The following is a 23,146-nucleotide window of genomic DNA, read 5'->3' as shown; positions in this document are numbered from 1 at the left end:
CCCTTTTATGTCCATGCCGATCAAAGAATTTGCCGCCCGTCGCAAGGCCCTGAGTGAACTCATGGCGCCGGACAGCATTGCCATCGTTCCGGCGGCGCCCGAGCGGGTGCGCAATCGTGACGTGCTGCATCCGTACCGGCAGGACAGCGATTTCTACTATTTGACCGGTTTCGAGGAGCCGGATGCGGTGCTGGCGCTGATCCCCGGCCGGGAGCACGGCGAGGCGGTCCTGTTCTGCAAGGAGCGCAACCCCGAGAAGGAGTTGTGGGACGGTTTCCTGATGGGCCCGGAAGGCGCCATCGAAAAACTCGGCTTCGACGACGCGTTTCCCATTGCCGATATCGACGACATCCTGCCGGGGATGATCGAGGGCCGCAGTCGGGTCTACTATCCGTTGGGCAAGGACAAGGCGTTCGACAACCAGGTGATGGACTGGGTCAAGACGATCCGTTCCAAGGTGCGGACCGGGGCCCATCCCCCGGGTGAATTCGTGGCCCTCGAACACAGCCTGCACGACCTGCGCCTCTACAAGAGCGCGGCGGAAATCAAGGTGATGGCCAAGGCCGGCAAGATCAGCGCCGAGGCCCATTGCAATGCCATGAAACGGGCGCGCCAGGGCGGTCATGAATACAACCTGGAAGCCGAGCTGCTGCATACGTTCATGTCCCACGGTGCCCGCTCCACGGCGTACCCGTCGATTGTCGGCAGTGGCGCCAACGGCTGTATCCTGCATTACATCGAGAACCGCGCGCCGCTGAAAGACGGCGACCTCGTCCTGATCGACGCCGGTTGCGAGCTGGACAACTATGCCTCCGACATCACCCGGACCTTCCCGGTCAGTGGCCGGTTTACCGATCCCCAGCGGGCGGTCTACGAGATCGTGCTGGCGGCCCAGGATGCGGCCATCGAGGCGGTCAAGCCGGGCAATCACTGGAACCATCCGCACGAGGCGGCTCTCAATGTGTTGACCCAGGGGCTGATCGATCTGGGCATCCTCAAGGGCATGACGCTGGAGGAAGCCCTGGAGCAGGAAGCCTTCCGGCCGTTCTTCATGCACCGCACGGGACATTGGCTGGGCCTCGATGTGCACGACGTGGGCGATTACCGGGTCGGTGGCGCCTGGCGGGTGCTGGAGCCCGGCATGGTGCTCACGGTGGAGCCCGGCCTGTACATCGCGCCGGACAATATGGATGTGGATGAGCAGTGGCGGGGCATCGGCATCCGCATCGAGGACGATGTGGTGGTCACCAAAGAGGGCTGCCGCGTGCTGAGCGAGGGCGCGCCGAAAACCATCGCCGACATCGAAGCCCTGATGGCCGACTGAGGACTGCACGACCCGTGAGCGAGCCGCATTCTCCTGCGTTCGATACCGATATCCTGATTGCCGGTGGCGGCCTGGCCGGCGCCACCCTGGCGCTGGCGCTGGCCCACCGGCTGCCGCAGTTGCGGGTGACCGTGGTGGAAGCCTTTCCCCTGTCGCCGGACGCCCGTCCCGAGGACTACCAGCCCAGCTACGACGCCCGTTCCACGGCGTTGGCCTGGGGCTCGCGGCTGATCTACGACGACCTGGGGTTGTGGTCTTCGTTGAGCCCCCATGCCACGCCGATCCGGCGCATCCATGTGTCGGACCGGGGCCGTTTCGGCGCGACCCGGCTGTCCGCCGAGGAGCACGGTCAGGATGCCCTGGGTTACGTGGTGGACAACCGGCTGCTCGGGCTGGCGTTGATGCGGGCGCTGGGGGAACAGCCTTCGGTCAGCTGGAAGGCCCCGGCAAAAGTGGTCGGTGTCGAGCCGCTCAGTGAAGGGGTTACGGCGCGACTGGAACAGGATGACGAGTCATCGTCCCTCACGGCTCGCTGCCTGGTGGTGGCCGACGGCGGTCGCTCCGGCCTGCGCGAGCAACTGGGCTTCAACGTCGAGACCAGCGAGTATGGCCAGAACGCCCTGATTGCCAACGTCACGTTCAGCCATCCCCATGATTTTGTGGCCTACGAACGGTTTACCGACGCCGGACCGCTGGCGCTGCTTCCGCGGGGCAAGCCCGGTCGGGCCGGGCGAGAGGCGGCCCTGGTATGGACGCTGGCCGATGCGGCCCTGGAAGAAACCCTGGCCCTGGACGAGGGCGAGCGGCTGGCGCGATTGCAGGCCCGCTTCGGCTGGCGCCTGGGCCGTTTTGTGAAGATGGGCGAGTGCGCCCATTACCCGTTGACCCTCACCACCGTGCAGGAGGCCGTGCGCCCCGGCATCGTGCTGGTCGGCAACGCTGCCCACACGCTGCATCCGGTGGCGGGGCAGGGCTTTAACCTGGCGTTGCGGGGGTTGATGACGCTGGTGGAGGCGTTCGAGCAGGCCACCGCCTCTGCCCGCCCACTGGGTGACATGGGTGTGTTGCAGGGCTATCAGGCCCGTCACCGGCAGGATCAGCGGGACACCGTCCGTTTTTCCGATTCGCTCATCCAGATTTTTGGTCACCACTCCCGGGCGCTGTCCGCGGCCCGGGACGCCGGGTTGGTGGGGATGGACCTGGTTCCCGGCGCCCGGCGCTGGTTTGCCCGCCGAGCCATGGGGCTGGGCCCCAACGCGGCCGGCCGTTCTGCAGGAAAACGCTCATGAGTGACGTCCAACGCTTCGATATCCTGGTGGTGGGCGGTGGCATGACCGGCGCCGCCGCCGCACTGGGTCTTTGTCAGCAAGGCTGGCGTGTGGGTCTGGTGGAAGCGGCGACGCTGGAAGAAACCCTGCGCCCGCTGGAGCCCGCTGCGACAGTGGATGACTTCGAGCCGCGGGTCAGCGCCCTGTCGCTGGCCAGTCAGGCGCTGCTGCATGCCCTCGGCGTCTGGAGTGACGTGACGGCCGAACGGCATTGCCCCTACGCGGATATGACCGTCTGGGACGCGGACGGCACCGGGCGCATCCACTTTGAGGCCCCGGCCATGGGCGTGTCGTCGCTGGGCACCATTGTCGAAAACCGGATCCTGGTGCGCGCCCTGATGGCCGCTGTATCCGATACTTCTCTGGACCTGTTCGCCGGGGTGTCGGTGAGCGGCTGGACGGAAGAGGCCGCCGGGAGCCATCGCATTCAACTCGAAGACGGTCGTCGTCTGGAAGCCGATCTGGTGGTGGCCGCGGACGGTCCGCAATCCCGGGTGCGCCAGTGGGCCGGCCTGCCGACGCGGGAATGGGACTACGACCAGCAGGGCATCGTCTGCACGGTGGAAACCGTCCAGCCGCATCAGGCGACGGCCTGGCAGCGTTTCTCGCCCACCGGCCCGCTGGCGTTCCTGCCGCTGGCCAACGAAGCCGGCAGTCGCCACTTCTGTTCCATCGTCTGGTCGCAGGACACGGCCGAAGCGCGGCGGTTGATGGCGCTGGACGACACGGCGTTCACCGCGGAACTGGAAGCGGCCATTGAACGCCAGCTGGGTGCGGTGAAGGCCGTCTCCCGTCGCTTTGCCTTCCCGCTGCGCCAGCGCCACGCCAAGGACTACGTCAAACCGGGCCTGGCCCTCATCGGCGACGCCGCCCACACCATCCACCCCTTGGCGGGCCAGGGCGTGAACCTGGGCTATGGCGATGTGCGGGTGTTGCTGGAAGAAATGGCGCGTCTGCGTGACAGTGGATTACCCGCGGGTGAGCCGTCGACCCTGGCCCGTTACCAGCGCCGCCGCAAGGGCGAAAACCTCGCCATGATGGCGGCGATGGAAGGCTTCAAGCAGCTGTTTGCGCGGGACGAACTGCCCCTGCGCTGGATCCGCAATGCCGGCATGCGCTGGCTGGACGGTCAGGGCGGCATCAAGAACCGGCTGGCGGCTCAGGCGATGGGTATCGACGCCGTCTGAAGGCTCAGAATTCGCAGGCGTCGAACAGGCGACTCACCAGCACCGGCACCGCCGTTTCCACCCGTAAAATGCGTGAACCCAGGTGGACGGCCCGCGCGCCGGCTTCCACCAGTTTATCCACCTCGTAGGGAATAAAACCGCCTTCCGGACCGATGCACAGGGTCGCCGGGGTGTTGGTGTGCGCGGGGCAGGGCACGTCGGTGCCGGGATGGGCGACCAGGCCGGGGCGTTCCCGCATCAGGCCGGGCAGCTCGTCCTCCACGAACGGCTTGAAGCGCTGGCGGATGTGCACCTCGGGCATCTGCGTGTCTTTCGATTGTTCCAGCCCCAGCGTCAGGTTGTCACGCAGGTGCGCGTCGGAGAGCCAGGGCGTCTGCCAGAAGCTTTTTTCCACCTTGTAGGCGTTGATCAGCCAGATGTCCTTTACGCCCAGGGCCGCGCAGGTCTGCAGGACGCGTCGGAACATCTTGGGGCGCGGCATGGCCAGTACCAGGGTCAGCGGTAAGGGCGCCGGCGGCGGCGTGTCGAGGGTGACCGAGAGGCGGGCTTCGCGGGCGTCCAGGAAATCGACGGTGCCGTAACCCATCGCGCCGTTGACGCGGCCCAGCGGCACGCGATCGCCAACGTCGACCTTCAGGACCTCTTCCAGGTGCTTGCGGCGTCGGTCCCGCAAGATCACCCGGTTGTCGTCCACGAAATCCTCGTCGAACAGCAGGCCGAGGTTCATGGCGCCTCGTCGGCGGGTGCGTCTTCCGTGCGCCGGCGGGCCAGCCGGCCAAACAGGATGCCCAGCTCGAACAGCACCCACATGGGCACGGCCAGCAGGGTCTGGGAGATGATGTCCGGCGGGGTCAGCAGCATGCCGATGATGAAGCAGCCCACGACCACGTAGGGGCGTTTGGCGGCCAGATCTTCCGGCGTGGTGATGCCGGCCAGGATCATCAGGATGACGGCAATGGGAATCTCGAACGCCACCCCGAAGGCAAAGAACATCTTCAGCACGAAGGTCAGGTAGCTGCTGATGTCGGGCATCTCGGAAATGCCTTCCGGCCCGACCGTCGTGAAGAAGCCGAACACCAGCGGAAAGACGACGAAGTAGGCAAACACGGCGCCCAGGTAGAAGAGCACGACCGATGAGAACAGCAGCGGGAAAGCCAGCTTCTTCTCATGGCGATACAGGCCGGGCGCTACAAAGCTCCACAGCTGGTAGAGGATGTAGGGGATGGCCACGAACACCGACAGCACCAGCGCCAGCTTTAACGGTGCGAAGAACGGTGAGGTGACGTCCGTGGCGATCATCACCTGGCCTTCTGGCAGCAGGTCGCGCAGGGGCTGGGAGATCCACAGGTAGATCTTGTTGGCGAACGGGTAGATCCCGGCAAAGCAGATCAGGGTCGCCAGCACCATCTTGAGCAGCCGGTTGCGCAACTCCAGCAAGTGGTCGATCAGCGACATTTCCTGATGAAGTTCCTCCTCGTCAGGACCGTCGTTGGCGGGCGGTGGCGTCTTGAGCTTTTCCTCGTCGGTGGAGGACACGGCATCTCCAGAGGGGCGCGACGTCATGTTCGGTTTTCCGGTGTGGCCTGTTTGTCCTGCGGGGCATCGGAATCGGAGGCGCGCTGTTCAGCGGCGGCGGCCGCGTCCTGCTCGGCGTAGTAGCCGGCTTCTTCCAGGGCTTCCTCACGGGCGGGCGGTGCAGGGCGATCGCTGCGTTTGTCCTCGTCGGACACCAGCAGGTGCTCGTAGTCACGGGCCTTGCTCAGGCCGTCGCGGACGTTTTTCTCGACGCCATCCAGGTCGATCCCGCCTTCCTTGCGGAGCTGTTCCTTGAGCTCTTCGGCCTTGATCTGCCGATCCAGCTCACTGGTGAACTGCCGCACCAGCCGGCGCGTGCGTCCGACCCAGCGGCCCGCACTGCGGGCGGCACCGGGCAAACGCTCGGGGCCCAGCACCAGCAGGGCGATGATGCCGCAGATCAGCAGCTCCATGAAGCCAATGTCGAACATCGGGCGTCGGCTCAGCTGTGGGTTTTCTTGTCAGCGGATTCAGTGCGGGCGGCTTCGTAAACGTTGCCGTCCTCGCTCTGGTCCAGTGACTCCTTTTTCTGGTTCTGGTCTTCGTCGGCCATGGATTTCTTGAAGCCGCGGACCGCTCCGCCCAGGTCGGTACCGATATTGCGCAATTTCTTGGTGCCGAACAGGAGGACCACAATGCCGAGAACGATCAGTAGTTGCCAGATGCTGATACCCATGTCAGAGCCCTCACGATAGGTGTTGTGTCTTTGATTGTACGCTACCTGCAACGGGGTTGGTAAAGCCGCAGATGACGGAGCGATTACCAGACGGCACAGTAGTCGTTGTTTGTTACTGTTTTATTGCGGCTTTCGGGCCGCCTTCTCGTCCAGGCCGGACAGGTCGAAGCGTCGCGCCAGTTCCTGCAGGACGTCATCCGGTCCCAGGCCCAGGTGAGACAGGGCGACCAGGCTGTGGAACCACAGGTCCGCCGTCTCGTAGATGAGCTCGTCTTTCTCGCCCGTCTGCTGCGCGTCTTTGGCGGCCAGCAGCATCTCGGTGCATTCCTCGCCGACCTTTTCCAGGATCTTGTTCAGGCCCTTGTGGTGCAGGCTGGCGACGTAGGAACTGTCGGGACTCGCGGCCTTGCGCGCTTCCAGAACCTTGGCCAGCTCGCCCAATACATCGTTCCGAGTATCACTCATGCGGACGGATCTCCCTTGTGACCGTATATGGCGTCCGGATCTTTCAGCACCGGCTCGACGCTGACCCACTGGCCGTCTTCGAGGCGCCGGTAAAAACAGCTGCGCCGTCCGGTGTGGCAGGCAATGCCGCCCAGTTGCTCGACTTTCAGGACGATCACGTCGGCATCGCAGTCCAGGCGGATTTCGGACACCTGCTGCACGTGGCCGGAGGACTCGCCCTTGCGCCAGAGCTTGCCGCGCGAGCGCGACCAGTAGATGGCGCGATTTTCCGCGGCGGTCAGCTCCAGGGCTTCGCGATTCATCCAGGCCATCATCAGGATATCGCCGCTGGCGGCGTCCTGGGCGATGGCGGGCACCAGGCCCTGGTCGTCCCACTTGATCTCATCCAGCCAGTCGGTGGGGATGGCAGTCGTGTCTTGCATGGTTCTCCGGTCCGGTTGTGTCTCGTTCAGGTGCGCCGGCCAATCAATAGCCAGCCGGCGGCGGCAATCAGGATCCAGCCCTGGGTGGGAATGGTCGAGATCGCGGCCCAACTGACCGGTTGTGTGGTCAGCCAGGCGCCGGCCAGGCAGGCCACGCCCAGAAGCGTGCGCCGGAAACTGCGGCGGCGGCCTTCCTCGGCGTCCTGTAAGGCCTTCAGTGTAGCCTGATCGGCCGCCGGGGCGCGATCCAGGTCGCGTACCCGCAACAGCGCGTCGTGCACCAGTTGCGGCATTTCCGGCGACTGTTCCAGCCAGGCGGGCAGGTGTTCCTTAAGGGTCTTGAACATGCCCGGCGGGCCGATGCGACGGCGCATCCAGGTTTCCAGGAAGGGCTGGGCGGTGCTCCACAGATCCAGTTCGGGATAAAGCTGGCGACCCAGGCCTTCGACGTTAAGCAGGGTTTTCTGCAGCAGGACCAGCTGTGGCTGGACCTCCATCTCGAAGCGCCGGGCGGTCTGGAACAGGCGCAGCAGGAAGTGACCGAAGGAAATCTCGCTCAGCGGGCGTTCGAAAATCGGCTCGCACACGGTGCGGATGGCGGCCTCGAATTCGTTGACCCGGGTGTGGGCCGGAATCCAGCCGGACTGGATGTGCAGTTCGGCCACCTGCCGGTAGTCCCGGCGGAAGAAGGCGAGCAGGTTGCGGGCCAGGTAACTCTGGTCTTCCGGCGCCAGGGTGCCGACGATGCCGAAATCGATGGCGATGTAGCGCGGATCCTGCGGGTTGCTGGCGTCCACGAAGATATTGCCCGGGTGCATATCCGCGTGGAAGAAACTGTCCCGGAACACCTGGGTGAAGAAGATTTCCACGCCTTTCTCGGCCAGCACCTTCATGTTCACGCCGGCGGCATTCAGGGCCTGGGTGTCGGCGACGGGAATGCCCTGGACGCGTTCCATCACCAGCACCTTGCGGGCGGTGTAGTCCCAGAACACTTCCGGGATGTAAATCAGCGTGGAGCCCTCGAAATTGCGACGCAACTGGGAGGCGTTGGCGGCCTCGCGCTGCATATCCAGTTCGTCGTGGATGGTCTGCTCGTAATCGCGCACCACCTCGACCGGACGCAGGCGCCGGCCTTCCGACCAGTACCGCTCCAGCGCCGCAGCCATCATCAGCATCAGTGCAATGTCCTGGCGGATGACCCGGTCAATGCCGGGGCGGATGACCTTGACCACCACGGACTGTCCGGAATGCAGGGTCGCCTCGTGGACCTGGGCTACCGAGGCGGACGCCATAGGGTTGCTGTCGAAGGTCTTGAACAGCTGACCGACGGACTGGCCGAGGGAGTCTTCCACAATGGCCTGGGCCTCGCTGCCGGGAAACGGCGGCACCCGGTCCTGGAGTTGTTGCAGGGCGTTGGCCATGTCGTCCGGCAACAGGTCGCGGCGGGTGGACAGGATCTGGCCGAACTTGACGAAGATCGGGCCCAGTTCCTCCAGGGCCAGGCGCAGTCGTTCACCCCGGCTGGCGCGATAGGTCGGGAACAGGTGCCAGGGAGCGAACAGCAGCAGGAACCGCAGTGGCCAGGGCAGGTCGGCCAGGGGGAGGAATTCGTCCAGTCGGTACTTGCTGAAAACCCAGGCAATGCGGAAAAGGCGTTGAATGCGCGTCACGACGACTCCGTCGACGGGGATGAATCGGCATCGAGCTGCTGTTGCAGGCGGTTCAGGCGGGCGGACAGACGGTCGGTCTGCAGGGCCAGTTGGTCGATGTCTTCAAAGGTGGCGGCCAGTTCGTTGCGCCCGGGCAGGGACCGGCTTTCTTCGTGGATGTACTCTTCCAGGTTGGCGTTCAGCGAGGCGAACGCCTGCTTCTGCCAGCGCAGGGCGCCGCGCACGCGCTGACCGATGAAATGCGCCGGCACATCACCGGTGTAGCGGGCCAGCGCGGCCTCCCAGTCGGGTTGGAGCCGCGCCAGCGCGCGCTGCAGCGCATGGGCCCGGCTGACATCGCCCTGCACCTGCAGCCGCTCGTCGCTGAAGACCCGATCGTCGCCCTGGGCGAGCGCTGCAAACGCCATGGGGCGCCCGCTGACGATCAACACGGCGTCCTCCGGCGGCGTGCTGCCCACCTGCACCTGTTCGCCCACCGTCCGCAGGGACAGGCAGAGCCCGAGACCGCTGAAATCGAACTGCACCGGCGCCGCCACGGCGTCCAGCAGGGATTGGCGTCCCGCCGGATCCAGGGCCAGCGCCCGGTTGAGGGCCTGTTCGACGACCTGGGTGACCGCCGCCTGCAGGGTCGGGCCTGGAAACATCAGGGCTTGATCCCGGCGTGCAGGGCGACGATGCCGCCGGTCATGTTGTGGTAGCGGGTCTGTACGAAGCCGGCCGCGTCCATCATGCCCTTGAGGGTGTCTTGATCCGGGTGCATACGGATGGATTCCGCCAGGTACTGATAGCTGCTGCTGTCGCCGGCGATGAGCTGGCCCATCAGCGGCAGGGCGTTGAAGGAATACAGGTCATACGCCTTGTTCAGCAGCGGGTTGGTGGGCTTGGAGAATTCCAGCACCAGCAGTTTGCCACCAGGCTTCAGCACCCGGCACATGTCGCGCAGGGCCTGGTCCTTGTCGGTGACGTTGCGCAGGCCGAAAGCGATGCTAACGGCGTTGAAGCTGTTGTCCGGGAAGGGCAGGTGCTCGGCGTCTGCCTGGACGTACTCGATGTTGCCCACGTAGCCGCGGTCGGTAAGGCGGCTACGGCCCACCTGCAGCATCGACGCGTTGATGTCGGCCAGCACCACCTGCCCGTCACGGCCCACCAGGTCGGAGAACTTCATGGTCAGGTCGCCGGTGCCGCCGGCAATGTCCAGTACGCGGTGGCCGGGACGCACGCCGCTCAGCTCGATGGTGAACCGTTTCCACAGCCGGTGGATGCCCATCGACATCAGGTCGTTCATGATGTCGTACTTGCCGGCCACGGAATGGAAGACCTCTGCCACCTGGCCAGCCTTTTCTGAACGCCGCACCTGGCGATAGCCGAAGTCGGTGCTTTCGTCCGGTGACGACTGGGTCTCGGCGTGTTTGGTCTGCGGGTCAGTCATGAGCAGTGGTCCCCTCGGGAAATGAAGGCGCGGGCTGAACATTCAGCCGTCCTCGCCGGGCAATCCTGTATTCTAACGGGAAGACGGCAGGCTACAAGCGGGAAGCGTTGTCAGGCACCCGGTTGCGCCCGTATGGGAAAGCCTTAAACTGCCGGGTAAACCATTTAAAGGCCCTCCCAGAAGGCGCCCGAATCAACCTTTCCATCATTTACCGGGGTAAGCATGTCCACCATTGATATCAACCGTCACCACTCCCTCGATCACGACCACGCCCGCCAGGCCGCCGAATCCCTGGCCCAGGATCTGTCCAAACAGTTCGATGTGGATTACCAGTGGGAAGGCGACACCCTGCGTTTCAAGCGCAGCGGCGTGAAAGGGCATCTCAACGTGACGCCGGAAGAATTGCAGGTGCACCTGGAGCTGGGTCTGATGCTGCGACCGTTCAAGTCGCGGTTCGAATCTGAAATTCAGTCCCAGTTGGACAAGCTGGTCGACGGGGCCTGATTTAGGCTTCTCATTTCAATCTTGCGTAACCACCGGGCTTGACTGGCTGCGAATGAATGCCCTTGCCGGAGGAGGGACAGGGACGTTCCGGTCGGAATTGCGGCCAGGGACGGCCGTCAATTCCAGCGGAGGCAAGGGTGTTCATTCGCGGCCTCGCTTGAGCTTGCTGTCCGCTCGCTGAGATTCGCTTCGCGAAATCCCGTGCTTTCAGGCCAACCCGGAAGATGCTGGGGGCAAGGTCTCAAGCGACGGAATCCACTCCTTGCTGTCCAGCGTGATGAAGTGGCTGGGCGCTTCGGTTTCAATGATGCGCATGGTGGTCGGGCTCTGGCGGGCGCTGTTGAGCATGGCGCCGCGATCGAGGATGCGATCCACCTGCGGAATCAGGAAAGTGCCGTGGCGGATGTCGTTGTAGACGTCCGTCGGGGTGCGCTCCATCCACGCCATGATGTTCTCGATGTTGCGCACGATGGTCAGGTGATCCCGGGTCGCGGAGAACAGGTGACTCAGCAGCTGTTTCTTGCGCGGGTTCATCTTGCCGAAGAAGGTCTGGCCGTAGGCCGATGACGGCGCGGTGTTGATCAGACGGATCAGCCAGGGCCACATGCCGTGGCTCACCGGTTCCAGCAGGGTGGTCACCAGCGCGTGCAGCCTGGCCTGGGGCAGCACCGGCGCTTCCAGCACCACTTCCACGTTCTCGTACAGCTCCGGACGCTGGCGGACGCCTTCCAGAATGACCGCGCCGCCGCGGGAGTGGCCGTGCAGCCGGACCCGTTCGGTGGTCGGCAGGTTGGCCAGCGCCTGGTTCAGGATACAGGCGTCGTATTCGATGGTGGCTTCCAGGTGCTTGATCGGCACTTCCCAGTCCGGCGTCTCCGGCGTCACGCCGTTGACCGGAATGTGGTAGTTGCTGCAGGTCAGCAGGATCAGCTCGGTGGTGGGGGACTCGTAGGCCTGGGTGAAGTAACAATGGTTTTCCAGGAAGCCGTGAACACCAATCACCGTCTGTTCCGCTTCACCGCTGTGGTTGCGCACGGACACCGCGCCCTTGCCCACGCGATAGACGCGGCCTGAGAACATCTCCGAATAGGCGCTGTCGATCGGCTTGATCAGCTTGCGAACGTGACTTGCTTTCATGTCGGCCTCCCGTATCCGGGTTATGGTGCCCTGCCTGGTTATACGTCAGAAATGAACGGCACGGCTTATTGTTTTGTGAGGTTCACCCGGTCAGTGCTGGTGTCCCTGAGTGGACACTAACCCATTATTCCAGACCTTTATTGGCGCGGATTACCCCTTTTTCGCTGCCATTTGGGTCACCCCAAGTTATAGCACGAAGAATCAGGGGGTTAGGGTGGTCGTTAGACCATGGTCTTAATACTGCATTGGCCCGGGATGACAAGTTAGGGTGCAATCTTTTCCTTACCCCGAGTATAAGGATGTCCGCCCGGGTGCGGGTTATTTTTTGTAATATCGCGTTGTTACGGGTTTTTCAGTTTGTGGCAGGCGATATGGAGCGGGTCCTGCATGTCTGGCACAATGCTTTGCCTGTCATGGGAATGTCACCGGTACCAATAACAACCGCCGGGGCGTTGTTCAGCTACCGCATCAGTTAGGGTCAGACGTTGAGTCACATGGAATCCAGCTTATTGTCCCCGGTCGATGCCGCCTGGCTTTCCATGGAGTCTCCCGCCAACCCCATGACCATCACCGTCCTGTTGCGGGTGGACGGTCTGACGGCCCCCGTCTTTCGGCATTTCCTCGAGAACCACTGGCTGCGCATTGCCCGTTTCCGCTGCCGGCCGGTTCGCAAGGGCGCGGCCTGGGTCTGGGAAGAGGACGACCTGTTCCGCCTGCGCCACCACGTCCACGTTGAACCCGAACCCATGGACGAAGCGCGCCTGCAGACCTGGCTGTCGGCCCGCCTCAACCAGCCGATGCCGGACTACCGTCCGCGCTGGGGCTTCTGGTTGATTCCCCGGGCCCAGGGTGGGGCGGCGCTGCTATTGCGCATGCACCATTGCTACGCCGATGGCCTGTCCCTGATTGAACTGTTCAACGCGCTGACCACCACCGCACCCGACGCCATGCCGCCGGACCTGGCCGGCGGCGATCGGATCACCGGCGCCAATCGCTGGCTGGATGCGGGCTGGGATTGGCTGCAGTCGCAGGTCACCCTGGCGGATGAGGGCCACGTGGAAGATGTCGAGGCCTCGGACGAGCCGGCCGACGCTCTGTCGAAACGTCGGCGGCAACTGGAAAAGGCCGCCTGGACCGGGCTCAAACTGGTCAACGAACTCAGCGAATACGTGCTGGAGCCGGAAGACACGCCGACGCGCCTCAAACCGGGTCTGCTGGGCCGACGCCAGTGTCGCTGGTCGGCGCCGATTCCGCTGGCGGCGTTCCGTCACATCGCCAACACCACACACTGCAAAATCAACGATGTGTTGCTGGCCTGTGTGGCCCAGGCCCTGCGGAAGCAGCTGGAAAACGACGAGCTGGATCTGGAAGAGGTATTGCTCCACGCTGCGGTACCGGTGGATATCCGCGGCCTGCTGCCGGACTCGGTGAAGCCCGAACCCGGCGAACTGGGCAACCTGTTCGGCACCGTCTTCGTGCCGTTGCCGGTGGATGCCCACAGCCCGCTGGAGTGCCTGTACCGGGTGAAGCATGAGACCCGCCGCCTCAAGCGCTCCTGGCAACCGGGGATTTCCTGGGGGCTGATGTGTTCGGCCGGACTCTTGCCCCGGGGCTGGCAGCAATCGGTGGCGGACCTGTTCTGCCGTAAGGCCAGCGCGGTGGTTTCCAACGTCCCGGGCACGCCGGAGCCGCGCTATCTGGCCGGTTGCAGGGTGCGCGAACAGATGTTCTGGGTGCCCCAGTCCGGCGACATCGGACTGGGGGTGAGCATTGTCAGCTACGCCGGCTGCGTACAGTTTGGCGTGGTGGCGGACGAAGCCGTCATGGCGGATCCCAAACCCTTCCTCGATGATTGCGTCAAAGCTCTCCAGAACTGGCAGTAACTCTCCGGTATAGCACCATCGGCCGGTACGGTCGTAAGGCTAAAGTCGCTTCTGCGTTACCTCCCAAAAGACCGCCAAATCAGCGCTCTTGGCGCATATCTCCCCCACAGCCCTTAACCGACCATGGGCCTGTGCATCCCGACGGATGCCTGCCAGGGCGACCGGTCCCGCTGTCCGGCGACCCTGATGATCGAACAACAACATCTGGGGGCTATGATGAACAACAAGAAGCTTCTCGCGCTCGCGATTGCCGCGGGTGTGGCCGCGCAGGCCAATGCGGCCGTCGAGCTCTATAACGAGGACGGAACGACTTTCTCTGCGGACGGCTATTTCAACGCGTTCTACGTGAACCGGGACGACAACATCGCCGACGTGCGCCAGTCCCGGGTCAAGATGGGTTTCCTGCCCAATACCATCGGCTTCAACTTCAGCAAGGAGATGGGCGACCTGACCCTGGGCGGCCGGTCCTCCTTCTGGACCAGCATCAACGACAGCCTGGATTCACCCACCGATACCTCGATCGACGTGCGCCAGTTCTACGCCACGGTGGACGGCAGCTTCGGTCAGGTGCTGATCGGTAAGGACTTTGGCCTGTATTCCCGCAACAACATCTTCCTGGATGAGATCCTGATGGGCTTCGGATCGCCGGGCGCGCCGGGTGGCGTATCGTTCGGCAACATCCGCACCGGTTACGCCTATCCGACGCCGACCGCCCAGATCACCTACCGGTCTCCGGATATGGGTGGCCTGAACATCGCGGCCGGTATTCTGGATCCGGCCTCGACTGCCGGTTCCGACGCCTATGAGGAAGCGCCCCGCTTCGAATCCGAGATCACCTACAACATGGATCTCAACGGCGTGGCCCTGACCGCCTGGGTGAACGGCCGCTACCAGACCTCGAAGAGCGACACCACCGATACCGAGGTGAATTCATCCGCTGTGGGCTACGGCCTGAAAGCCAGCGTGGCCGGCCTGACCCTGGCCGCCTCCGGCTTCAACTCGGATGGCGATCCGCCCGTGCTGATCACCAACCAGGCCGCCGCATTGCCGGAAGACAACGCCGACGGTTTCCTGGTGCAGGGCGCCTACCAGCTGGGTTCCAACAAATTGGTGCTGTCCTACGGTGAAACGGACTCCGATATCGGTGATTTCGAAACCGAGAACACGTCCATCGGCCTGTTCCACGACATCAACAGTAACTTCAAGCTGGTCGCCGAATACAACATGTTCGAGCAGACCACCAAGTCCACCGGCGCCGATGCCGCCGATGCGGACACCATCGCCCTGGGTGCCATCGTGCTGTTCTGACCCGGCAGGCGAAGCAGGCGGCCGGTGAATCGGGCCGGCCGCCTACTACCAAAGTGTCGTTTTGCCGGCCAGGTGCGGCTGTAAGGGTGTTGATGGGCGTTTTCAGAGCTTGAGAATCAATGGCCTACGTTCGAATGCGTCGTGCCCGCAGCGGCACTGAAGTTGAATTGGACGCGTGGCTGGAGCGCGTAGAATCGGAGTGGAAACATTCTGGTTGCGAGCCCAAAGCCATGCTACCCGTTACCTCCGTTGCACCGGTCCGCGTGGCCAGCTCCGATGCCCGCGACCCACAGCTGGCTGCCACCAGTCTGGCCAGCCAGCTCTACCATCCCGATCTGGCCTGTGTGCTGTTTTTCTGTTCCGCCGAGTACGACCTGGCCAGGCTGGGTATTGCCCTGGAACACGTCTTTCCGGAGATCCAGGTCACCGGCTGCACCTCCGCCGGGGAAATCACGCCGAAAGGTTACGGGCGCGGCTGCATCACGGCCATCGGTTTTGACCGTCGCTATTTTTCCGTGGACTGCGCGCTGATCGGTGAGTTGGAACAATTCAGCCTGCAGGACGCCCAGAGTCTTGTGGACAATCTGCTGGCCACGTTCCGCGAAGCGTCGCTGGCGCCGGTTAAGGGGCACACCTTCGCCATCACCTTGCTGGATGGCCTCTCGAGCCGGGAGGAACTGGTCCTGACAACGCTCAATGCAGCACTGGGCAGCATTCCCCATTTTGGCGGGTCCGCCGGTGACGACGAGCGCCTGGCCAACACCCATGTCTATTTTCAGGGTGCCTTCCACACCAACGCCGCCATCGTCCTGATGGTGAACACCTCACTCGATTTCCGGGTCTTCTCGACCCACCACATGCTGGAAGGGGACGACAAACTGGTCGTGACCCGGGCCGACAGTGAGCAACGCACCGTCTACGAACTCAATGCCGAGCCGGCGGCGGAAGCCTATGCCCGAGCGGCCGGCGTCACCGTCGCCGAACTGGATCGCAAGGTGTTTGCCCTGCGGCCCATGGCGGTGCGTATTGGCGATCAGTATTTCGTCCGGTCTGTCCAGCGGGTCAATGACGACGGCAGCCTGACCTTCTACTGCGCGGTGGAAACCGGCATCGTGCTGACCGCCATGCGCCCCGGGCCACTATTGGCCAACCTGCGCGAACAGCTGGCGCTGGCCGAAGAGGAGGTCGGTCCGCCGCTCCTGACCATTGGTTGCGACTGCTTTCTGCGCCGGCTGGAAGCCGAGTATTCCGGCTTCGTGCAGGAGACGTCCGATTTCCTGGTGGAGCACCGGGTCGTTGGCTTCAACACCTACGGCGAACAGTTCGATGGCATGCACATCAACCAGACCTTTACCGGAGTGGTCATTGGCCAGCCCCCTGCCGATCGCGAATGAGCCGGATGCGCGGGATCAGCGCATCGCCGAGCTGGAGGCGGAAAACGCCCGCCTACGGACCATCCGGGACGCCCTGATTACCCGGGTGGAGTCCAGCGGTGCCCACAAGCCGGCGCCCTATGCTGCCTTCGAGCATTCCGTCGTGCTGGCCGAGCAGGTACGGGAGCGCACCGAAGCCCTGAACCTGGCGATGACCGAACTCAAGTCGAGCAACCGCGCCCTGATCGCCGCCCGGGAAGACGCCGAAACCGCCAGTCAGCGTCTGATCGACGCGATTGAGAGCATCGCTGACGGCTTTGTCCTGTTCGATCACCGGCACCGCGTGGTGCTCACCAACAGCCGCTTCCGCAGCTACTGGGCGGACAACGGCGAGGCCATCCAGCCCGGCGTGGCCATCGCCGACATGAAGCGCCTGGCCGTGGAAACCGGCCTGGTGGTGGAAGAGCAGCGGGACAGCCAGTCCGGCGGCGTGGTCTATCGCCTGGCCAACGGGCGCTGGGTGCAGGTCAGTGAACGCCCCACCCGGGAAGGCGGGTTGGTAATCCTGTACTCCGACATCACCGACGTGAAGAACACCGAGGACGAACGTCGGGAGCGGGCGCTGGCGGAGAAGTCCCGTCTGCTGCAATCGACGGTGGATAACCTGTCCCAGGGCGTGGTGCTGGTGAACGAGGAAGGCAAGCCGGAAATCTGGAACGACCGCTTCGTTACCCTGACCGGACTGTTGCCAAGCCAGGTGAGCCAGGACACCCGCGTCGATGCCTTGATGGCCCTGTCCGACACGCCGCTGCTGACGCCGGCCAGCGTGGATGCGCAGGGCCAGCCCTGCCACGCGCTGGAACACCGGGCGCGGGACGGCCGGGTGCTGGAAATCCGCACCCACCCCATGACAGACGGGCGTTACGTCAACACCTACACCGACATTACCGAGCGCTACCGCTACGCCGAAACCCTGCGCGAAAGCGAGCGCTGGATCCGCGTCGTCACCGACCACGTGCCCGCATTGATCGCCTATGTCGGCGCGGACCTGACCGTGCAGTTCTGCAACAAGGTCTATGAGGCCTGGTACGGCGACGGCAGCCAGTCGCTTTTGGGACGTCACCTGGAAGATGTGCACACGCCGGAGCTCTACGCCCGGTTGATGCCGCACGTCGAGGACGCGCTGGCGGGCAACAACGTCACCTTCGAATTCGAGGAGAGCAACGCCCGCGGCCAGCAGCGCTACATGCTGCGTTCTTACGTGCCCAACCGGGGCAGTGACGGTCGTGTCATCGGCTTCTTCGTCCTGATCCGCGACATCACCGACCGCCGCCGCACCGCGCTGGCCCTGCAACAGGCTTACGACAACCTGGAGCAGCGGGTGAAGGAACGCACCGCCGCGCTCACCGGCCTCAACAACAAGCTGCGCCAGGAGATCAGCGAACGGGCGGTGATCGAGGCGCGGTTGCGTGACGCCAAGATGGAAGCGGAGCGGGCCAACCTGTCCAAGACCAAATTCCTGGCGGCCGTCAGCCACGACCTGCTGCAGCCGCTCAACGCCGCACGCCTGTTCACCAGCGCCCTGATGGAGCAGTCCTTCGGCCCGCGTGCTGAAGGTCTGGTGCGCTCGGTCAGCACCTCCCTCGACGATGTGGAGAACCTGCTGGGCACGCTGGTGGACATCTCCAAACTGGATGCGGGCGTGATCAAGCCCGACATCAACGCCTTCGACCTGCGTGACCTGCTCAACAACATCGCCCGGGAGTTCCGCCAGATGGCGACGGCCGAGGGCATCGACCTGCACTTCGTGCCGTGCTCGGCCGTGGTGGAGTCGGACTCCCAGCTGCTGGCCCGCATCCTGCGCAATTTCCTCACCAACGCCATACGCTACACGGGCGAGGGCCGCATCCTGCTGGGTTGCCGCCGCAAGCGCCACAGCGTGGTGCTGGAGGTCTGGGACACCGGACCGGGCATTCCTGCCGACAAGCTCACCGAGATCTTCCAGGAGTTCAAGCGCATCCGCCCCGCCGGCGCGCCGCAGGACAAGGGATTGGGTCTTGGGCTGGCCATTGTGGACAAGATTGCCCGGATGCTGGATCACCGGATTACCGTACATTCGGTGGAAGGTCAGGGGTCGATGTTTGCCGTGGAAGTCCCACTCGGGCAGTTGCGGCCGGACCAGCAACCGACCGACGCGTCCGTGCCGGTCCATCCGCAGTCTCTCGATGGCAGCCGGGTCTGGGTGATCGACAACGACCGGTCCATCTGCGATGGCATGCGCACCCTGCTGGAAGGGTGGGGGTGTGAGGTCGTGACGGCGGTGTCCGTGGACGATCTGGACGAGCAGCTGGATATTTCGGGCACGCCGGTGGATCTGATCCTCGCCGACTACCACCTGGATAACGACGAGAATGGCGTCGATGCCGTCGCCGCCATCCATGCCCGGCGTGATGACGCGGTGCCGGTGGTGATGATCACCGCCAATTACACCAACGAACTCAAGCAGCACATTCGTGGCCTCGGGTATCACCTGATCAACAAGCCGGTGAAGCCGCTGAAGCTACGGAGTGTGCTGCATCATCTCTTGTTGGGGTAGGTGATCGTGCCCCGGGGCGGGGAGCGACGGGTAGGTTGGGCTGACGCAGGAAGCCCAACGTTCTTTGGAACGATCGTGAGGTTTCGTCGCGGGAATCGCCAGCCTGCCTTTTCCCGGGGAATGGCATGAGGGAGACAGACGATGACATGTTGGGCTTCCTGCGTCAGCCCAACCTACCCGCATGGTTAGCCCCGTTTAACGCTTCAAATATTGATTAAAATCGATATCACTCGCCGACAGGATCGCCTGCACCCGATTGTGCACCCCCAGCTTGCGCAGGATGGCCGACACGTGGGCTTTCACCGTGGTTTCGGCGATGTTGAGGTTGTAGGCAATCTGCTTGTTCGACTCGCCCTTGGACATCCGCTCCAACACCAGCAGTTGGCGGCGGGTCAGGGAGTTGAGCAGCTCCGGTGAGATGTTGTTCTCGTCGTGGCGATGGCGCCGGGTGCTTTCCTTGCCGGTGCGGATGATGTCCGACGGCAGGTACACATTCCCCGCGAGGATCTGCTCGATGGCCTGGGTCATCTGCGCCCGGGGCGAGGATTTGGTGATGAAGCCCACCGCCCCGTAGGTGATCGCCTGCAGCACCACCTGTTTGTCTTCCTCGGCGGAAACAATCACCACCGGAATCGTCGGGGCCTCGTTGCGCAGGGCAATCAGCCCGTTGAGCCCGTGCATCCCCGGCATGTTGAGATCCAGCAGGATCAGGTCGAAGTCATCCTGTTCCCGGGTCAGCTCCAGGGCGGTGTCCAGGTCGTCCGTTTCCACCACTTCGCTGCCGCCAAATCCGGCTTCGATCACACTGGTAATGGCTTCACGAAACAGCGGGTGGTCGTCGGCGATCAGTATCTTGTAGGCAGGTTCCATGCAGTCGGGTGCTCGGGTTTCGTCAATCTCGGGTTTCTCAGGCGTAGCATAGCCCAAGTTGTCGTCCAGGGTATCGGTGAAGGCAAGCGGAGAAGTCATAGCCCCGTCCTCATGAATGCGTGGGTTTGACCGGATCGGCGATCCGGGTCGGCAGTCCTGCGCCCATCCAGCTGTCGATACCATCCTTGTACCAGTAGACGTGACTGTAGCCCGCTTCGGTAATGCGCTTGACCGCATTCCAGGACAGCCAGCAGTCGGATTTACAGAACACCACCACCGGCTGGTCCGGGCGATCGCCCGTCAGCCGCGCCAGATTGTCCAGCAGGTAGTTTTTCCACAGGGCGTCGATCTGGCCCTTGCCGGTGTTCGGCAGCCAGTGCGCCTTTGGAATGGTGTGGTGCGGTTCATCCTGCAAAAAACGATCGTGCCGGTATTCGGCATTGATCACGTCGATCAGGACCAGATCGGGACGCTCGGCCAGCATCGCCTGCAGTCCGGGCGTGTCGATGGTCGTCGCGCCGGGGGCGGCTTCGGGTGTGGGGCTGCGATAGCGATCCTGGCGAAAGCCGTCGCTTGAAAACAGCGCTGGGTTATCGGCGAGAGCCCTACTGGCGGTATCTGGTATCGATTCAGCCAGGGCCGGGACGGCCAGGCTGACCAGCAACGCCAGGTTCAGCATGCTTCTGAACATGGCCAGACCTCTTGTTTATTCATGACAGGCTGGCGGCGGATCGCCGGGCCAGCTGTCCTCTATTGTTTGATCCCATTACACGCCATAAGGCGTGTGGCTTGAATGCGACCATCGCACCAAAAAACAGGCACTAAAGTACTATTCTGGCGCCCTGGTGGGGTTAGTATCGTGAGTACATGAACCTGAGACCGCTATTCCGGACCCCGCTGAAACCAGCCCTGATGCTGGCCGGCTGGTTGCTGTCAACCACCTTGGCCGCTCAACCGGCGCTGCGGGTCAGCGTGTTGCAATTTGGTACGGCGCACTGGGAACTGGTCGCCATGCAGGAGGCCGGGCTGGACCGGGCCAACGGCTTTGAGTTGCAGGTCCAGCCGGTTGCCAACCTGGCCGGATCGCACCTGGCGGTCACCAGTGGCTCCGCCGACTCGGCGGTGGCGGACCTGGTCTGGGTGCAGGCCCAGCATGAACGCGGGATGGACTACCGCTACCTCCCGTTCTCCGCGTCCATCGGTGACATCGTGGTCCCCGCGGATTCGTCGGTGCAATCGGTCGCTGACCTGGCCGGACTGCGTCTGGGCGTCGCCGGCGGGCCGGACAGCAAGGGCTGGATGCTGCTTAAGACCGTGGCCACGCGACAGGGACTGGACCTGCCCCGTTCCGCCCGGATTCAGTACGCGGCACCGCCCCTGTTGAGTGAAGCCCTGCGCCGGGGCCAACTGGACGCGATCGTGACCTACTGGCACTTCGCCGCGCGCTTGCGCGCCGAGGGCCGGTTCCGCAGTGCCTTCGCCATGCGCGACCTGTTGACGGCCCTGGAGCTGGATCCCGACCTGCCGGTGCTGGGCTACGTCTTCCGCGACGATTGGGCCGACGCCCATGCGGAAATCCTGGCGGGGTTTGCGACGGCCCTGGAACAGACCCAGAGACGCCTGTCGACTGAGCCGGACGCCTGGCAGGCCCTGCGCCCCATGATGCAGGTGACCGACGAGGCCACCTTTGCGCTGCTCCGGGACGGCTTTCTGAGCGGGGCGCCATCGCCTCTTACCGCATCCCGGGTGGACGATCTGCAACGGCTGCTGACACTGCTGGGAACCGGTGAGGCGGCCCTGATGCCGGCCCGCCTGTTCTACGCGCCGCCCTCCTGAGCGAGTTGACCATGTCCCGCAGTCTCGTCACCACGGCTTCCTCGCTACCGGTCCGTTTCTGGACGCGCTGGATCGCCCTGCCGGCGCTGCTGGCCATCTGGGCGCTTCTGGCTCACGGACTGGCGACGCCGCTCTTGCCGACGCCGGTGGACGTGGCGCAGGCCGCCTGGCGGGAAACCGCCTCCGGTGAATTGGTCCATCACCTGGGCGTCACCCTGTGGCGGGTGGCGATCAGCTTTGTGCTGGCCATGGCGCTGGGCACCGGCCTGGGCGTCTTCATGGGGCGGCACAGGAGCGCCAATGCGGTACTCGACCCGCTACTGGTGTTTTTTCTCAACCTGCCGGCTCTGGTCACCATCATCCTGTTGTATGTCTGGTTCGGGCTGGTGGAGACGGCGGCCATCCTGGCCGTGGTGATCAACAAGGTTCCCAATGTCACGGTGACCCTGCGCGAAGGCGCCCGCAGCCTGGATGGCCGGCTGGAGCAGATGGCGGACGTGTACGGTTTCACCTTCGGCCAGCGGGTGCGTGAGGTCTGGCTGCCGCAGCTGTTCCCGTATCTGATGGCGGCCACCCGTGGCGGCCTGGCGCTGATCTGGAAAATCGTGCTGGTGGTGGAGTTGCTGGGGCGTTCTGACGGCATCGGCTTCAAACTCCATATGGCCTTTCAGGTGTTCGATGTGGCCACCATCCTGGCCTACAGCCTCGTGTTCATCGCGGTGGTCCAGTTGGTGGAAATTGTTCTGTTGCAGCCGCTGGAGCGCCGGGCTTCGGCATGGCGCCACATTGGAGGCGCACATGCTTGAACTGCGGATCGATCGCCTCGCTTATGACAAAGTCGTCGTGGAGAACATCCGCACCCGAGTGATGCCGGGCGATCACGTCTGTTTGCTGGGGCCCTCGGGGATCGGCAAGACCACGCTGCTCAATGCGGTTGCCGGTCTGGTACCGCGACTTCCGGAAAACGCGGTGGTTGGGCGGGATCGGATCCGGTTGGCTTACCTGTTTCAGGAACACCGCCTGCTGCCGTGGCGGACGGTGCGCCAGAATATCCGGTTGGTGGGGGCATCGGACGAGACGATCGATCGATTGCTGGCGGACGTGGGGCTGTCGGCCCATGCCGACTCGCTGCCCGATCAGCTGTCACTGGGCATGGCCCGGCGGGCCGCGTTGGCCCGGTGCCTGGCGATCGAGCCGGACCTGTTGCTGATGGACGAGCCCTTTGCCTCACTGGATGCCGAGCGGGCAACGGAACTGCGCTATCTGATCCGTACGCTGCTGACGCGCCGTCCCGGGATGGCGATGATCTGCGTGACGCACGATCCGGCGGATGCCACCGAGTTGGCCAATCGGTTGTGGTATCTGGATGGAACGCCGGCGACGTTGCGGTGGGATGAGCGGATCAATGGAACGGATGAGGTAGGGACGTTAATGGATTGCCTGAGAGGGGGGGTATTGGCTTGAAGGCGGGCGCCTGTTGGCGCCTCAGAAGCTGAAGCATCTGCTACATACTCGAGTGAGCTTTGACATGTAGCCGACGCTTCAGCTTCGGAGCAGCCCGCT

The 23,146-nt window shown here is 63.8% G+C and carries 23 protein-coding genes; 11 read left to right on the top strand and 12 right to left on the bottom strand.

The features are described 5' to 3' along the window. The first annotated feature begins 7 nt into the window (after positions 1 to 7). From pepP to EB809_RS06790, 3 genes are read left to right on the top strand one after another with little or no spacing between them, the layout of a single operon-like run. Entirely contained in the window at positions 8 to 1,324 is a 1,317-nt protein-coding gene (gene pepP / locus EB809_RS06800) for a Xaa-Pro aminopeptidase (RefSeq protein WP_123634064.1), read from the top strand. A 14-nt stretch (positions 1,325 to 1,338) separates the two neighbouring features. After that, on the top strand, positions 1,339 to 2,613 hold the full coding sequence (gene ubiH / locus EB809_RS06795) for a 2-octaprenyl-6-methoxyphenyl hydroxylase (RefSeq protein ID WP_123634063.1): 1,275 nt from the start codon (positions 1,339 to 1,341) through the stop codon (positions 2,611 to 2,613). Then, positions 2,610 to 3,839: an FAD-dependent monooxygenase gene (locus tag EB809_RS06790; RefSeq protein ID WP_123634062.1), complete on the top strand. Its 1,230-nt coding sequence runs from the start codon at positions 2,610 to 2,612 to the stop codon at positions 3,837 to 3,839. Before ubiH ends, EB809_RS06790 begins: the two co-directional genes overlap by 4 nt. Before the next feature lie 4 nt (positions 3,840 to 3,843). Here the strand turns inward: EB809_RS06790 and EB809_RS06785 are convergent, their stop codons facing one another. The 9 genes from EB809_RS06785 to ubiE form a co-directional block, all read right to left on the bottom strand. Then, positions 3,844 to 4,566, bottom strand: a complete 723-nt coding sequence (locus tag EB809_RS06785) for a 16S rRNA (uracil(1498)-N(3))-methyltransferase (RefSeq protein WP_123634061.1) — start codon at positions 4,564 to 4,566, stop codon at positions 3,844 to 3,846. Beyond that, positions 4,563 to 5,294 carry a twin-arginine translocase subunit TatC gene (tatC, locus tag EB809_RS06780; protein WP_223807854.1) on the bottom strand — a complete coding sequence of 244 codons (732 nt, stop codon included), beginning with the start codon at positions 5,292 to 5,294 and terminating at the stop codon, positions 4,563 to 4,565. Before tatC ends, EB809_RS06785 begins: the two co-directional genes overlap by 4 nt. 104 nt (positions 5,295 to 5,398) lie before the next feature. Beyond that, the gene (gene tatB / locus EB809_RS06775; protein WP_123634059.1) at positions 5,399 to 5,845 is read right to left on the bottom strand and encodes a Sec-independent protein translocase protein TatB; all 447 of its coding nucleotides are present in this window, start codon (positions 5,843 to 5,845) and stop codon (positions 5,399 to 5,401) included. A gap of 11 nt (positions 5,846 to 5,856) precedes the next feature. After that, complete coding sequence (gene tatA / locus EB809_RS06770) at positions 5,857 to 6,090, bottom strand: Sec-independent protein translocase subunit TatA (RefSeq protein ID WP_123634058.1); 234 nt, start codon at positions 6,088 to 6,090, stop codon at positions 5,857 to 5,859. Between the two features lie 120 nt (positions 6,091 to 6,210). Beyond that, positions 6,211 to 6,555, bottom strand: coding sequence for a phosphoribosyl-ATP diphosphatase (locus EB809_RS06765; RefSeq protein WP_123634057.1), 345 nt, complete (start codon positions 6,553 to 6,555; stop codon positions 6,211 to 6,213). Then, the gene (hisI, locus tag EB809_RS06760; RefSeq protein ID WP_123634056.1) at positions 6,552 to 6,977 is read right to left on the bottom strand and encodes a phosphoribosyl-AMP cyclohydrolase; all 426 of its coding nucleotides are present in this window, start codon (positions 6,975 to 6,977) and stop codon (positions 6,552 to 6,554) included. The genes EB809_RS06765 and hisI overlap by 4 nt, the downstream gene beginning before the upstream one ends. 26 nt (positions 6,978 to 7,003) lie before the next feature. Beyond that, positions 7,004 to 8,647 carry a ubiquinone biosynthesis regulatory protein kinase UbiB gene (ubiB, locus tag EB809_RS06755; protein ID WP_123634055.1) on the bottom strand — a complete coding sequence of 548 codons (1,644 nt, stop codon included), beginning with the start codon at positions 8,645 to 8,647 and terminating at the stop codon, positions 7,004 to 7,006. Next, positions 8,644 to 9,291 (bottom strand): SCP2 domain-containing protein, encoded by a 648-nt coding sequence (locus EB809_RS06750; protein ID WP_123634054.1) that lies wholly within the window; start codon positions 9,289 to 9,291, stop codon positions 8,644 to 8,646. The genes ubiB and EB809_RS06750 overlap by 4 nt, the downstream gene beginning before the upstream one ends. Further along, complete coding sequence (ubiE, locus tag EB809_RS06745) at positions 9,291 to 10,076, bottom strand: bifunctional demethylmenaquinone methyltransferase/2-methoxy-6-polyprenyl-1,4-benzoquinol methylase UbiE (protein ID WP_123634053.1); 786 nt, start codon at positions 10,074 to 10,076, stop codon at positions 9,291 to 9,293. Before ubiE ends, EB809_RS06750 begins: the two co-directional genes overlap by 1 nt. 222 nt (positions 10,077 to 10,298) lie before the next feature. On the opposite strand from ubiE, the gene EB809_RS06740 reads away from it, so the two are divergent. After that, positions 10,299 to 10,580, top strand: a complete 282-nt coding sequence (locus tag EB809_RS06740; RefSeq protein ID WP_123634052.1) for a polyhydroxyalkanoic acid system family protein — start codon at positions 10,299 to 10,301, stop codon at positions 10,578 to 10,580. A 207-nt stretch (positions 10,581 to 10,787) separates the two neighbouring features. On the opposite strand, the gene EB809_RS06735 is transcribed toward EB809_RS06740, so the two are convergent. Then, positions 10,788 to 11,717, bottom strand: a complete 930-nt coding sequence (locus tag EB809_RS06735) for an alpha/beta hydrolase (protein WP_123634051.1) — start codon at positions 11,715 to 11,717, stop codon at positions 10,788 to 10,790. Between the two features lie 494 nt (positions 11,718 to 12,211). Between EB809_RS06735 and EB809_RS06730 the strand changes: the two genes are divergently transcribed. From EB809_RS06730 to EB809_RS06715, 4 genes are all read left to right on the top strand, one after another. Beyond that, on the top strand, positions 12,212 to 13,600 hold the full coding sequence (locus EB809_RS06730; protein WP_317848707.1) for a WS/DGAT domain-containing protein: 1,389 nt from the start codon (positions 12,212 to 12,214) through the stop codon (positions 13,598 to 13,600). 213 nt (positions 13,601 to 13,813) lie between these two features. Beyond that, positions 13,814 to 14,908 (top strand): porin, encoded by a 1,095-nt coding sequence (locus EB809_RS06725; protein ID WP_407944067.1) that lies wholly within the window; start codon positions 13,814 to 13,816, stop codon positions 14,906 to 14,908. A 230-nt stretch (positions 14,909 to 15,138) separates the two neighbouring features. Then, entirely contained in the window at positions 15,139 to 16,302 is a 1,164-nt protein-coding gene (gene nosP, locus EB809_RS06720; protein ID WP_263316978.1) for a nitric oxide-sensing protein NosP, read from the top strand. Next, positions 16,235 to 18,877 (top strand): NahK/ErcS family hybrid sensor histidine kinase/response regulator, encoded by a 2,643-nt coding sequence (locus tag EB809_RS06715; RefSeq protein WP_123634048.1) that lies wholly within the window; start codon positions 16,235 to 16,237, stop codon positions 18,875 to 18,877. Before nosP ends, EB809_RS06715 begins: the two co-directional genes overlap by 68 nt. Before the next feature lie 195 nt (positions 18,878 to 19,072). Here the strand turns inward: EB809_RS06715 and EB809_RS06710 are convergent, their stop codons facing one another. Both EB809_RS06710 and EB809_RS06705 read right to left on the bottom strand, forming a co-directional pair. Next, complete coding sequence (locus tag EB809_RS06710; protein WP_123634081.1) at positions 19,073 to 19,747, bottom strand: response regulator transcription factor; 675 nt, start codon at positions 19,745 to 19,747, stop codon at positions 19,073 to 19,075. A 109-nt stretch (positions 19,748 to 19,856) separates the two neighbouring features. Continuing rightward, on the bottom strand, positions 19,857 to 20,438 hold the full coding sequence (locus EB809_RS06705; RefSeq protein ID WP_123634047.1) for a rhodanese-like domain-containing protein: 582 nt from the start codon (positions 20,436 to 20,438) through the stop codon (positions 19,857 to 19,859). A 176-nt stretch (positions 20,439 to 20,614) separates the two neighbouring features. Here EB809_RS06705 and EB809_RS06700 point away from each other — a divergent pair, with 176 nt between their 5' ends. From EB809_RS06700 to EB809_RS06690, 3 genes are read left to right on the top strand one after another with little or no spacing between them, the layout of a single operon-like run. Continuing rightward, positions 20,615 to 21,583, top strand: a complete 969-nt coding sequence (locus tag EB809_RS06700; RefSeq protein WP_223807848.1) for an ABC transporter substrate-binding protein — start codon at positions 20,615 to 20,617, stop codon at positions 21,581 to 21,583. Between the two features lie 11 nt (positions 21,584 to 21,594). Then, a complete protein-coding gene (locus EB809_RS06695) occupies positions 21,595 to 22,389 on the top strand; it encodes an ABC transporter permease (protein WP_123634046.1) in 795 nt (264 codons plus the stop codon). Further along, positions 22,382 to 23,047 (top strand): ABC transporter ATP-binding protein, encoded by a 666-nt coding sequence (locus tag EB809_RS06690; protein ID WP_123634045.1) that lies wholly within the window; start codon positions 22,382 to 22,384, stop codon positions 23,045 to 23,047. The genes EB809_RS06695 and EB809_RS06690 overlap by 8 nt, the downstream gene beginning before the upstream one ends. The last annotated feature ends 99 nt before the right edge of the window (positions 23,048 to 23,146 follow it).

The sequence above is a fragment of the Marinobacter sp. R17 genome (genome assembly GCF_003789045.1).
GTDB lineage: Bacteria > Pseudomonadota > Gammaproteobacteria > Pseudomonadales > Oleiphilaceae > Marinobacter_A > Marinobacter_A mangrovi.
The sequence above is the reverse complement of the archived record's forward strand: the minus strand, read 5'-3'. Positions and strand labels throughout refer to the sequence as shown.